General features: G+C 59.7%; 10 protein-coding genes and 1 other annotated feature. Of the genes, 1 reads left to right on the plus strand and 9 read right to left on the minus strand.

The genetic code is table 11. From position 1 onward, the window contains the following. Window positions 1-32: 32 nt before the first annotated feature. The 4 genes from ilvA to leuB form a co-directional block, all read right to left on the minus strand. Window positions 33-1238, minus strand: coding sequence for a threonine ammonia-lyase (gene ilvA, locus MTP38_RS11000; RefSeq protein ID WP_227621861.1), 1206 nt, complete (start codon window positions 1236-1238; stop codon window positions 33-35). Window positions 1239-1543: 305 nt separating this feature from the next. After that, complete coding sequence (locus MTP38_RS13645; protein ID WP_256466375.1) at window positions 1544-1666, minus strand: hypothetical protein; 123 nt, start codon at window positions 1664-1666, stop codon at window positions 1544-1546. A gap of 250 nt (window positions 1667-1916) precedes the next feature. Beyond that, a complete protein-coding gene (locus MTP38_RS11005; RefSeq protein ID WP_249233576.1) occupies window positions 1917-2393 on the minus strand; it encodes a hypothetical protein in 477 nt (158 codons plus the stop codon). Between the two features lie 381 nt (window positions 2394-2774). Then, window positions 2775-3848, minus strand: a complete 1074-nt coding sequence (leuB, locus tag MTP38_RS11010; protein ID WP_227621864.1) for a 3-isopropylmalate dehydrogenase — start codon at window positions 3846-3848, stop codon at window positions 2775-2777. 296 nt (window positions 3849-4144) lie between these two features. Here leuB and MTP38_RS11015 point away from each other — a divergent pair, with 296 nt between their 5' ends. Further along, window positions 4145-4432, plus strand: coding sequence for a hypothetical protein (locus tag MTP38_RS11015; RefSeq protein WP_249233577.1), 288 nt, complete (start codon window positions 4145-4147; stop codon window positions 4430-4432). Between the two features lie 97 nt (window positions 4433-4529). On the opposite strand, the gene leuD is transcribed toward MTP38_RS11015, so the two are convergent. From leuD to MTP38_RS11040, 5 genes are all read right to left on the minus strand, one after another. Next, entirely contained in the window at window positions 4530-5018 is a 489-nt protein-coding gene (gene leuD / locus MTP38_RS11020) for a 3-isopropylmalate dehydratase small subunit (RefSeq protein WP_227621538.1), read from the minus strand. A 17-nt stretch (window positions 5019-5035) separates the two neighbouring features. Then, window positions 5036-6295, minus strand: a complete 1260-nt coding sequence (gene leuC, locus MTP38_RS11025) for a 3-isopropylmalate dehydratase large subunit (RefSeq protein ID WP_249233578.1) — start codon at window positions 6293-6295, stop codon at window positions 5036-5038. A gap of 215 nt (window positions 6296-6510) precedes the next feature. Continuing rightward, entirely contained in the window at window positions 6511-8163 is a 1653-nt protein-coding gene (locus MTP38_RS11030; protein WP_249233579.1) for a 2-isopropylmalate synthase, read from the minus strand. Between the two features lie 211 nt (window positions 8164-8374). Further along, window positions 8375-8638, minus strand: a binding site (T-box leader). Window positions 8639-8766: 128 nt separating this feature from the next. After that, complete coding sequence (locus MTP38_RS11035) at window positions 8767-10542, minus strand: ABC transporter ATP-binding protein (protein ID WP_249233580.1); 1776 nt, start codon at window positions 10540-10542, stop codon at window positions 8767-8769. Next, a complete protein-coding gene (locus tag MTP38_RS11040) occupies window positions 10539-12278 on the minus strand; it encodes an ABC transporter ATP-binding protein (RefSeq protein ID WP_330221118.1) in 1740 nt (579 codons plus the stop codon). Before MTP38_RS11040 ends, MTP38_RS11035 begins: the two co-directional genes overlap by 4 nt. Between the last annotated feature and the right edge of the window lie 47 nt (window positions 12279-12325).

Genomic DNA, 12325 nt, shown 5'->3' on the forward strand with positions numbered 1-12325 from the left:
ATCCGGGCGGCTTTTCTGTGTCTTCTGATTCGTTATACGCGCTCTGCCACCAGCTGGAAGCCCGCCTTGGCAAGCTCCTGCCGGATCTGCTCGATCTGGGCATTGTCGCGGGTCTCAAGGGTCAGCTTGAGGAAGCAGCTGGAGATGGGCATATTGGGGTCGGAGCCGTCGTGGAGGACGGACACCACGTTGCTGCCGCAGCGGGAGACGATGTTGGCCACCTGCTGCAGCTGGCCGGGCTTATCCTCCAGCGCGATGGTCAGATTGGCCTTGCGGCCGCTCATGACGAGGCCGCGGGTGATGACGCGGTTGAGGATGTTCACGTCGATGTTGCCGCCGGAGATGAGGCAGACGACCTTCTTGCCCTCGATGGGCAGCTTGTGGAAGAGCGCCGCCGCCACAGGCACAGCCCCCGCGCCCTCGGCCACCAGCTTCTGGTTCTCCATCAGGGAGAGGATGGCCGCTGCGGTCTCGTCCTCGGTGACAGTGACGATGTCGTCCACATACTCCTCGCAGAGCTTGTAGGTCAGCTCACCGGGGGTCTTGACCTGAATGCCGTCCGCAAAGGTGGAGACGGCGGAAAGGGTCTGATATTTGTGCTCATGGAGGGAGCGGTACATACTGGGTGCGCCCTCGGCCTGCACACCGTAGACCTTGACTTCCGGCTTGAGGCTCTTGATGGCGAAGGCCACGCCGGAGATGAGTCCGCCGCCGCCCACAGGCACGATGACGGCATCCACATCGGGCAGCTGGTCGAGGATCTCGAGGCCGATGGTGCCCTGACCGGCGATGACCTGCTCGTCGTCGTAAGGGTGGATGAAGGTCATGCCCGTCTCTTCCTGCAGCTCGACGGCCTTGTCGTGGGCATCGTCATAGGTGCCGGGCACGAGGCAGACCTCCGCGCCGAGGTTCTTGGTGTTCTCCACCTTCATAATGGGTGCGCCGTCCGGCATACAGACGATGCTCCGGATGCCCCGGCGGGTAGCGGCCAGCGCCACGCCCTGTGCGTGGTTGCCTGCCGAGCAGGCGATGACGCCCTTGTCGCTCTCCTCCTTGGAGAGCTGGCTGATCTTATAATAAGCGCCGCGCACCTTGAAGCTGCCGGTCACCTGCAGGTTCTCGGTCTTGAGGTAGAGCTGGCAGTCCTTCGAGAGCTTGGGGGCTTCGATGAGGTCTGTCTTGCGTGCTACATCCTTGAGGACAAAGGCGGCGTGGTAGATCTTATCCAGTGTCAGCATATCGGTTTTCCCATCCTATCTCTTTTTATCCATCCCGGCACACGGGGTATTTTTTCATCGTTAAAGACAGGACTTAGTATAGTTTACATAATTTGATTTGTCAAATGAATCTATTTCACACTTTAAGGCCGAAAGCGGAATTTGCAAACATTGTATTTGTCTGCGCAGGATGCCGACCCCGCTTGACAACCCAAAGAAATTTGACTATACTACATATAGAAAGGCGCTGTGTCTGCAAAACGACTAGCTCCTTACCAGATTAGTCAAGAGAAAATGACCGACCGAGTTGGGGAACTTGAAGGCGGTCATTTTTTCTTGCGTTTTTTATCGTCATGGTTCTCATGTGCGATCGTCCATGTGATCTGAAATGTAACAAAAATTGCTCCGCCAAGAAGCGTCAGTAAAATTGCAACATCGGAGAACGTCATGAACCACACCCCCTTCCTGCCCTTGAGCATCCGGGGAGTGGCAACTTCAAGAAAAACTGCCTTGCCCGGCGCTTAGGTGCCGGTAAGGAGTCAGCCGCCTGCGTTTTAGACACAGCGCCTTTTTCCTGCCATTGCTGGCATTAGTTACAGAATAACACAAAATCCTGCAAAGCACAATACAAAGCCGCCGCCTCCCACGAAACTGTGAGAGGCGGCGGTTCTATTCTTACTTCAATTTATGCAGGGTTTATTATTTAGTAACTTCTTTCCACTCCAAAATAATCGTAAACTCTCTGCTTACTACCTCTTTTTTGCCATTCTCCTTAGGCTCTACGTAGTATCCGATGCTCCACTCGTAGTCTTTCATATTTGTCAAAGTAGGCTCTATTTCTTTGGCAATTTTACTTGCGCTATCCGCTTTTTCTACTTCCGGAATATCCACTCTGAACATTTCGCGATCGAGTTTCTTGTTCTTCCAATCAGCATTTGTATTTCCGACATCATTTATATGATAGTTAGATGCAACGTCATCCAATTCTGCATTGTAGTTTAGACTTACTCTATACTTATCCTTCTTTAAGGCTTCATTCACGCTCTTTGTCAGCTCGACCTTTTCGTTGACCGCTTTTCCTCTTCCGCTGCCACCGCCGCCGCAGGCAGTGAGCATCGTCAGTGTCAGCGCCGCCGCCAACAGGACTGCCATCATTTTTCTGAACCGCAACATCATAAAAAATTCCTCCTTATAATTTAGGAAGCGTTCTGCCTCCATATCACAATAATACATTTTCGGGCAACTTTCGTCAATATTATCTACCCTATTTTTTCGATTTTGGCATTTTGTTAAAATTATAAGACATACTTTTTATCTCTGGGATACAAAAAGCCGCCGCCTCCCACAAAATCGTGAGAGACGGCGGTGCATTTTATTTTATCGCAAGTTTTATAGCAATTCAACTTTTTAATGCAACAGCAACAGCGTTGAATTGCATATCGCAAATATGCTGTTTTCATGTTGCACTAATTTCTTGCCTTGCGATAAAAACAGTGCCTGCCGGAACAGCCTATTGTGCTCTGCCGTCTGCGGCGCTCGTACATTGCCTGCTCTGGCTCAGATCTCCGCGAGGATGGCATCGCCCATTGCGGTACAGCCGAGGCAGGTGCAGCCCTCGCTCATATTATCGGCAGTGCGCAGGCCCTTGTCCAGCACCTTGTTCACCGCGCTCTCGATGGCGTCGGCCTCCTCGGTCATGCCGAAGGAGTACCGCAGCATCATGGCGGCGGAGAGGATGCAGGCGGTGGGGTTGACGATGTCCTTGCCCGCGATGTCGGGAGCAGAGCCGTGGATCGGCTCATACAGACCCCGGGTGCCGTCGCCCAGACTGGACGAGGGGATCATGCCGATGGAGCCGGTGATCATCGAAGCCTCGTCGGAGATGATGTCGCCGAACATATTCTCGGTGACGATGACGTCAAACTGGCTGGGGTCCTTCACGACCTGCATCGCGCAGTTGTCCACGAACATCTCGCTGTACTCCACCTCGGGATACTCGGCCTGCAGGCGGTGCATAACGGCACGCCAGAGGCGGCTGGTGTCCAGCACATTGGCCTTGTCCACGCAGCAGAGCTTCTTGCGGCGCTTCATCGCCGTCTCGAAGCCGATGCGGCCGATGCGCTCGATTTCGTGCTCCGAGTAGGGCATGGAGTCCACGGCCTGCTTCTCGCCGTTTTCCAGCGTATAGGTCTCGTGCTTGCCGAAGTAGACGCCGCCGATCAGCTCACGCACGATGATGAAGTCGATGCCCTTGGCCACGATCTCGGGCTTGAGGGGGCTGGCCGGGGCCAGCTGAGGCCAGATCTTGGCCGGGCGGTTGTTGGAGTAGAGGCCCATCCCGGCGCGGAGGCGGAGCAGGCCCTTTTCGGGGCGCTGCTCGCCGGGCAGGCCCTCCCACTTGGGGCCGCCCACTGCGCCCAGAAGAACGCTGTCTGCCGCAAGGCATTTGTCCAGCTCGTGCTGAGGCAGCGGGTCGCCGTACTTGTCGATGGCCTCGCCGCCCATTGCGGCGTCGGTGTAGTGGAAGGTGTGGCCGTACTTCTCGGCCACCTTATCGAGAACGCGGAGGGTCTGCTTCACGATCTCGGGGCTGGAGCAGTCGCCCCAGATGACAGCGATATTTTTTTCCATGATAATGGGCATCCTTTCTTCGATTGGGCAGCGATTTATGACAGGATTCTTGCTTTTGGGTGGGTGCGGGGGCAGATTGCCGTTGCAGTAGGGCTGTTTTTTCTTTAAGTAGGTTCTCGCGCTGGTGGCGCGGGGGATGTTTTTTCTTGAGGTCAAGCGGCTTGCGCTCCGCGCGGGCCAGAGGCAGGGAGGGGTGTTTCGACTCCCCCCTCCCTACCTCTGGACTCCACTCTCCCCGCAACGAGTTAAGGGCTGCTCGCCCTTAACAAACCCAAAACGGAAGTCGAAGCCCAAAAATGCTAGCCGCTGCGCTAAACGCATTTTTTTGTGCTTCTCCTATTTACGGCTCCGCCGAAGATTTCACCTTTCTGCTGAACTTCACGCCCTGCAAGGGCGTAACACCAGCTGCGAAGCAGCAAGTCGGAGAAACGAGAAAAAAGCGTTTAGCGCAGCGGCTAGCTTTTTTCCGTTTCGACATCTCCTCCGGGATTATCAAGGGCGAGCAGCCCTTGATTCGTGCCTCCCGCGCCTCGAAAGTAGCGGGGGCTTTTCTGGTTCTCTTTTGGCACGCAAAAGAGAACTAAGCCCCACCGTAAGAGCGATTTAATCCGCGCCACAAGCGCGTGAAGCCGTTCATAAGAAAACTTAACCCCGCGAAACCGCGCCGCCGCAGCAAAAACTTTACTTTTTCGTCAGCGACTTCATCAAGCCGCCATCGGCGATGATCTTCTGGATGAAGGGCGGGAAAGGCTCGGCCTGAAAGGTCTTGCCGGTGGTCTCATCGGTGATGACGCCGGTGTCGAAGTTCACGCTGACGGTGTCCCCTGCACCGATGGCGTCCACAGCCTCGGGGCACTCCATGATGGGCAGGCCGATGTTGATGCTGTTGCGGTAGAAGATGCGGGCAAAGCTCTTGGCGATGACGACCGAGATGCCTGCGGTCTTGATGGCCAGCGGCGCGTGCTCACGGGAGGAGCCGCAGCCGAAGTTCCAGCCGCCCACCATGATGTCGCCCTCCTTCACCTTGTTGATGAAGTCCTTGTCGATGTCCTCCATGCAGTGTGCGGCCAGCTCCTTGGCGTTCTGGGTGTTCAGGTAGCGGGCCGGGATGATGACATCGGTATCCACGTTGTCCGGGTATTTAAAAACAGAACCGTTTGCGTTGTTCATGGGTGACTCTCCTTTTCTCAGACCGTGCGGGGGTCGGTGATATAGCCGGTCAGTGCGCTGGCGGCAGCGGTAGCGGGCGATGCCAGATACACCTCGCTCTTGACATGGCCCATACGGCCCACGAAGTTGCGGTTGGTGGTGGAGACACAGCGCTCGCCCTCGGCGAGGATGCCCATGTAGCCGCCGAGGCAGGGGCCGCAGGTGGGGGTGGAGACGATGCAGCCCGCGTCAATGAAGGCCGTCGTCCAGCCGCGCAGGATGCACTCCTTATACACAGCCATGGTGGCGGGGATGATGATGCCGCGCACGCCCTTTGCGATGTGCTTGCCCTTCAGGATGTTGTAAGCAGCCTCCATATCCTCGAGGCGGCCATTGGTGCAGCTGCCGATGACCACCTGATCGATCTTGATGTCCTTTCCCTCGCTGGCGGGGTGGGTGTTCTCGGGCAGATGAGGGTAGCTGACGGTGGGTTCGAGGGCCGACAGGTCGATCTCAATGACCTTCTCGTACTCGGCGTCCGGGTCGGCCTCGTAGAACACCGGCTCCCGCTGGCTGCGGCCCTTGAGGTAGGCCTTGGTCACGTCGTCCACCGGGAAGATGCCATTCTTTGCGCCCGCCTCGATGGCCATGTTGCAGATGCTCAGGCGGTCATCCATCGACAGCGAAGCGACGCCCGGGCCGGTGAACTCCATCGACTTATACAGCGCACCGTCCACGCCGATCATGCCGATGATGTGAAGGATGAGGTCCTTGCCGGACACCCGCGGGGGCAGCATTCCGGTCAGGACGAACCGGATGGCAGCCGGCACCTTGAACCATGCCATGCCGGTGGCCATGCCGGCCGCCATATCGGTGGAGCCGACACCGGTGGAGAAAGCGCCCAGCGCACCGTAGGTGCAGGTATGGCTGTCTGCGCCAATGACGCAGTCGCCCGCTGTCACGATGCCTTTTTCGGGCAGCAGCGCGTGCTCGATGCCCATCTGGCCCACATCATAGAAGTTGAGGATGTCGTACTTGTTGGCAAACTCGCGGCACTGCTTGGACTGGGTCGCGCTCTTGATGTCCTTGTTGGGCACGAAGTGGTCGAGAACGATGGCGATGTGCTCTTTGTCGAACACGCCGTCAAAGCCTGCCTTCTCGAACTCGTTGATGGCCACCGGTGTGGTGATGTCGTTGCCCAGCACGATGTCGAGCTTGGCGTTGATGAGCTGGCCCGCCTTGACCTCGGCGAGGCCCGCGTGTGCGGCCAGAATTTTCTGCGTCTGGGTCATTCCCATGATGGTACTCTCCTTTTATCGTAGCTTGTTCTCTATGGTCAGTCTCTCCTCTGTCCAACCTCTCAGCCGCCTGCGGCGTCAGCTCCCCTAGTAGGGGAGCCTCTGGCGAAACCGCTTACTTTGCGGGGAATGCCAAGGCCTCCCCTCGATAGGGGAGGTGGCATTGCGAAGCAATGACGGAGAGGTTGTGCAGAGCTGCCCCTTATTTACTCTCGTTACTTATTATTGATGGCACTCACCAGCGCGTGCACACCGGCAACGATGATGTCGGTGTCGGTGCCCGCACCCCATGTGACGGTGCCGTCGCCCCACTCGAGGCCCACATAGGAGGCTGCGCGGGAGGTAGAGCCTTCGTCAAGGCTGTGCTCCGAATACGTTTCCAGATGGAACTCCATACCGGTGGCGCTCTGGATGGCGTTGGCCACGGCATCCAGACGGCCATTGCCCACCGAGGTGATGACCTTGCGCTGGCCGTTCATGTCCAGCGTGACGGTGGCGGTGATGCCGTTGACCTGCGCGAAATGGGCCTCGACGACGGACAGGGGCTTGGTCTTGTTGAGGAAGACCTCCTCAAAGATGTGGAGCACCTCGCCTGCGCTCAGCTCCTTGTGGCTGTGGTCGGACACGCTCTTGACCTTATAGCCCAGCGCCTCCCGCATCTTGGCGGGCAGGTTGTAGCCGTAGTTCTGCTCCAGCACGAAGCCGATTCCGCCCTTGCCGCTCTGGCTGTTGATGCGGATGACGTCGGCGTCGTAGGTGCGGCCGATGTCGTGGGGGTCCACCGGGATGTAGGGGCAGGTCCAGCGATGGTCGCCCTTCTCCTTGCGGTAGGCCATTCCCTTTGCGATGGCGTCCTGATGGCTGCCCGAGAAGGCGGCAAAGACCAGCTGACCGGCGTAGGGGGTGCGCTCATAAATGTGCATCCGGGTGACACGCTCGTAGGTGGCGCAGATGGCAGGCATATCGGAGAAGTCCAGCTTCGGGTCTACGCCGTGGCTGTACAGATTCATAGCGAGGGTCACAGCGTCCACATTGCCGGTCCGCTCGCCGTTGCCGAAGAGGCAGCACTCCACCCGCTGTGCGCCTGCCAGAACCGCCAGCTCCGCGCAGGCCACGCCGGTGCCGCGGTCGTTGTGGGGGTGGGTGGAGATGATGACGCTGTCGCGGTACTTCAGGTGCTTGTCGCAGTACTCGATCTGGTTGGCGTAGACATGGGGCATACTCATCTCCACCGTGACCGGCAGGTTGATGATCATGGGGCGGTCGGGGGTGGGCTGCATGATGTCCAGCACCGCATTGCAGACCTCCACGGCGTAGTCCACCTCGGTGCCCGTGAAGCTCTCGGGGCTGTACTCGAAGAGGAAATTGCCCTCGTACTCCTCGCTCAGCTGCTTGACCAGCTTTGCGCCGTCCACGGCGATCTGCTTGATCTCCTCCTTGGACTTATGGAACACCTGCTCACGCTGGGCGACGGAAGTAGAGTTGTAGAAGTGGATGACAGCCCGGGGCGCACCCTTGACCGCCTCGAAGGTGCGGCGGATGATGTGGTCACGGCACTGGGTCAGCACCTGCACGGTGACGTCCTCGGGGATCATGTTTTTCTCGATGAGGGTGCGGAGGAACTCGTACTCCGTCTCGCTGGCGGCGGGGAAGCCCACCTCGATCTCCTTGAAGCCGATCTTCACCAGCATCTGGAAAAATTCCAGCTTTTCCTCAAGGCTCATGGGGACGATCAGGGCCTGATTGCCGTCCCGCAGGTCCACGCTGCACCATGCGGGAGCTTTCTCGATGTGGTCCTTCTTGACCCAGCTGTCATAACCGGCGGGCACGGGGTAATATCCCGGTGCGTATTTGGTAGCGTCCATCATGTTGTTTTCCTCCGTTTTTCTGTATCAACCTCTCAGTCTCGCATCCGCTCGACAGCTCCCCTACCGAGGGGAGCCTCTGGCGAAGAGGGAAAGCTTTCCGGAATGCCAAGGCCTCTCCTCGATAGGAGAGGTGGCACGCCGTAGGCGTGACGGAGAGGTTGACTCCTATTAACAAACGAAAAGGCTCCCGTCTCTCAAAGGACGAAATCCCCTGAGAGACGAGAGCCTGTAATTTCTGTTACAGGGCACCCGTGGTACCACTCTCTTTGCTGTGCTCAACACACAGCCGCTCTGCACGATCGGCTTTTTGGGGCGAATCGCTGCCCGGATAACGGTGGGCTTCCGTCAGGGCCTACTGTCTGCTTCAGCCCTGCCGCTCAGGGGCCAGTAACCGAAACCCTCTGCACCGCCTTGCACCACCCGGCGGCTCTCTGCACGCAGAAGAAGATCGTTTTTTCCCCGTCAACGCATTTGCGCTTTGTTCAAAGTGACCTCATTTTAGCAAAACCTGCCGTCCCTGTCAAGAAGTTTGCCTCATGACGAAGCTGAAACGATTTCATGTGAACAGCGGTGAAATTTTCCAAAATTTGCGTTTCTCCCCGCTCAGGTCTCCACGCCCTCGAACTGGCTGTTGTAGAGCTTGGCGTAGAAGCCGCCCTGTGCCAGCAGCGTGTCGTGGTCGCCCTGCTCCACGATGTGGCCGTCCTTCATCACGAGGATGACGTCGGCCTCCCGGATGGTGGACAGGCGGTGTGCCACGATGAAGCTGGTGCGGCCCTGCATCATCCGGGCAAAGGCCGCCTGAATGCGCACCTCGGTGCGGGTATCGATGGAGGAGGTGGCCTCGTCGAGGATCAGCATCGGGGGCAGGCAGAGCATCACGCGGGCAATGCAGAGCAGCTGCTTCTGGCCCTGACTGATGTTGCCGCCGTCCTCGGCGATGACGGTGTCATAGCCCTCGGGCAGGCGGCGGATGAAGCTGTCGGCGTGGGCGGCCTTGGCTGCGGCCACCACCTCGTCGAGGGTGGCGTCCGGCCTGCCGTAGGCGATGTTCTCCCGCACCGTACCGGCCCGCAGCCAGGTGTCCTGCAGCACCATGCCGTAGCTGCCCCGCAGGGAGGCGCGGGTCACATCCCGGATGTCGGTGCCGGAAACTTTGATGGCACCGCCGTTGACGTCATAGAACCGCATGAGCAGGTTGATGAGGGTGGTCTTGCCGCAGCCGGTAGGGCCGACGATGGCGATGCGCTGGCCGGGCCTGACGTCCAGAGACAGCCCCTCGATGAGCGGGCGGTCGGGCAGGTAGCGGAAGGAGACGTCCTCGATCTGGACGTGGCCGTCCGGCTCGAGGCGGACAGCGTTTTCCACCTCGGGGCACTGGTCCTCGGCGTCCAGCAGCTCAAACACCCGGGACGCGCAGGCCAGAGCGTTCTGCAGCTCGGTCACGACGCCGGAGATCTCGTTGAAGGGCTTGGTGTACTGGTTGGCGTAGCTCAGGAAGATGCTCAGCTGGCCGATGGAGATGCCGCCGCCCACCGCGTAGAGCGCACCCACAAGGCCGACGCCTGCGTAGACGATGTTGTTGACGAAGCGGGTGGCGGGGTTGGTCAGGCTGGAGAAGAAGATGGCCTTCAGGCTCACGTCCTGCAAGCGGCCATTCACCTCATCGAAGGCCGCAAGGCTCTGGGCCTCATGGCCGAAGGCCTGCACGACCTTCTGGCCCTCGATCATCTCGTTGACGAGGGCGGTCTGCTCGCCGCGGACGGTGCTCTGGCTCTGGAAGTAGCCATAGCTGCGCTTGGCGAGGAAGCTGGCCACCACGAGGCTCAGGGGGGTGATGCAGACCACCACCAGCGTGATGGGCACGTTCTGCCGCAGCATGAACAGCAGGGTGCCGAGGATGGTCAGCACGCCCGAGAACAGCTGGGTGAAGCCCATCAGCAGGCCGTCGGCGAAGGTATCCACGTCGGCCACCATCCGGCTCACGATGTCGCCGGAGGGGTGGCTGTCGAGGTAGGAGAGGGGCAGGGTCTGGATCTTCCGCATGGCGGCGTTTCGCAGGTCGCGGCTGACCGCGAAGGTGATGCGGTTGTTGCAGACGCTCAGCAGCCACTGCGCAAAGGCGGCGGTCACGGCCACAGCCACGATCTCATACACGATGCGCAGCACGCCCGCGAAGTCCACGTCCCCCTTGCCCAGCATCATATCGATGGCGTCGCCGCAGAGGATGGGGATATACAGCTGGGCCGCGACGCTCACCGCCGCCACGATGAGGCTGCACCCCACAAAAAATCCGTAGGGCCTGATCTTCTGGAGCACCCGGGTCATAGTGGCCTTCTGCTGCTCAGGGGTCAGCCTGCTTTTTGCTTTTGCACTCATTTCTGCGCATCCCCTTTCTTGAACTGGCTCTCGTAAATTTCACGATAGACCGGGCAGCTGTCCAGCAGCTCGGCGTGACGGCCAAGGCCCACCATATGGCCGTCATCCAGCACGATGATCTGGTCTGCGTGCTGCAGACTGGCGGCACGCTGGCTGACGATGAAGACGGTCAGAGCACCCGGCAGCGCGGCCAGCGCCTTGCGCAGGGCCGCATCGGTGGCGTAGTCCAGTGCACTGGCGCTGTCGTCGAGGATGAGGATGTCGGGCCTGCCCACGAGGGCGCGGGCGATGGTCAGGCGCTGCTTCTGGCCGCCGGAGAGGTTTCGTCCCCCCTGCTCCACCGGTTCATCGAGGCCGAGGGGCTTGGACCGGACGAACTCCGCAGCCTGCGCCGTCTCCAGCGCGGCCCAGAGGTCAGCCTCGGAGGCGTTCTGGTTGCCCCAGAGCAGGTTCGAGCGGATGGTGCCGCCGAAGAGCTGGGCCTTCTGCATGACCACGGCCACCCTGCCCCGCAGGTCGGCCCGGGGGTACTGCCGGACGGGGCGGCCCATGATCTCCACGCTGCCCTCGGTGGCGTCGTAGAAGCGGGGGATGAGGCTGATGAGGCTGGATTTGCCGCTGCCGGTGCCGCCGATGATGCCGATGGTCTGGCCGCGCTTGGCCGTGAAGCTGATGTCGGAGAGGCTGGGTGCGCCTGCGCCCTGATAGGTCAGGCCCACATGGTCGAAGCGGACGGCGTCGCCGGCCTTTTCCGCCGGGACTTCACCGGCAGGCTCCCGCGGGAACTCCATGCCCGGCTCGGTGTCCAGCACGGCCTGCACACGGCCTGCACAGGCCAGCGCCTTGCTCACCTGCACGATGAGGTTGGCCAGCTTGACCAGCTCGATCAAGATCTGGTTCATATAGTTGACCAGCGCGATAACGTCGCCGGAGGCCATGCCCCCGATGTTGATCTCGATGCTGCCCACATACAGCAGCGCCACGATGGCAAGGTTGATGATGACATAGGTCAGCGGGTTCATCAGGGCAGAGATGTGGCCGACGTGGAGCTGCATCTTCGTCAGCAGCTCGTTGGCGTCCTCGAAGCGGTCCACCTCGGTCTTCTCCTTGTCGAAGGCGCGGACGACGCGGACGCCGGTGAGGTTCTCGCGGGTCAGGCCCAGCACGCGGTCGAGCCGCGCCTGCACCGCCTTATACAGGGGTCGGGTGATGACCATGACGCCGAAGACCACGACGCTCAGCAGCGGGATGGCCACCACGAAGATGAGGGCGGCGCGGAAATTGACCGTAAAGGCCATGACCATCGCGCCGAACACCACGAAGGGACTGCGCAGGAACAGCCGGAGGAAGAGGTTCAGGCCGCTCTGCACCTGATTGACGTCGCTGGTCATCCGGGTGATGAGGGTGCTGGTGCCCATGGTGTCCATCTCGGTGAAGCTCAGGCGCTGGATGTGCTCAAACAACGCGTGGCGCAGGCCGGTGGCGTAACCCACTGCGGCCTTGGCCGAGAAATACTGGGCGGTCAGGCTACAGACAAGGCCCACGAAGGCCAGCAGGAGCAGGATGCCGCACCGCACGAGGATGTAGCGGAAGTCGTGGGCCGCGATGCCCACGTTGACGATGTCGGCCATCACAAGCGGCACGAACAGGTCAAAGGTGGCTTCCAGCATCTTGAAAAGCGGCGCAAGCACGCTCTCGCGCTTATAGCCGCTGAGGTAGCGAAGCATTTTATTCAAGGCTCGATTCTCCCTTTCTCTGATGTATTTCAGTCAAAACAGTTTTT

It is taken from the genome of Faecalibacterium sp. I3-3-89, from assembly GCF_023347275.1.
GTDB lineage: Bacteria > Bacillota > Clostridia > Oscillospirales > Ruminococcaceae > Faecalibacterium > Faecalibacterium butyricigenerans.

Excerpts from the sequence above, each read along its gene's own strand:
- ilvA (WP_227621861.1), bottom strand. The coding sequence starts at position 1,238 with ATGCTGACACTGGATAAGATCTACCACGCCGCCTTTGTCCTCAAGGAT.
- MTP38_RS13645 (WP_256466375.1), bottom strand. The coding sequence starts at position 1,666 with ATGACGTTCTCCGATGTTGCAATTTTACTGACGCTTCTTGGCGGAGCA.
- MTP38_RS11005 (WP_249233576.1), bottom strand. The coding sequence starts at position 2,393 with ATGATGTTGCGGTTCAGAAAAATGATGGCAGTCCTGTTGGCGGCGGCG.
- leuB (WP_227621864.1), bottom strand. The coding sequence starts at position 3,848 with ATGGAAAAAAATATCGCTGTCATCTGGGGCGACTGCTCCAGCCCCGAG.
- MTP38_RS11015 (WP_249233577.1), top strand. The coding sequence starts at position 4,145 with ATGCTAGCCGCTGCGCTAAACGCATTTTTTTGTGCTTCTCCTATTTAC.
- leuD (WP_227621538.1), bottom strand. The coding sequence starts at position 5,018 with ATGAACAACGCAAACGGTTCTGTTTTTAAATACCCGGACAACGTGGAT.
- leuC (WP_249233578.1), bottom strand. The coding sequence starts at position 6,295 with ATGGGAATGACCCAGACGCAGAAAATTCTGGCCGCACACGCGGGCCTC.
- MTP38_RS11030 (WP_249233579.1), bottom strand. The coding sequence starts at position 8,163 with ATGATGGACGCTACCAAATACGCACCGGGATATTACCCCGTGCCCGCC.
- MTP38_RS11035 (WP_249233580.1), bottom strand. The coding sequence starts at position 10,542 with ATGAGTGCAAAAGCAAAAAGCAGGCTGACCCCTGAGCAGCAGAAGGCC.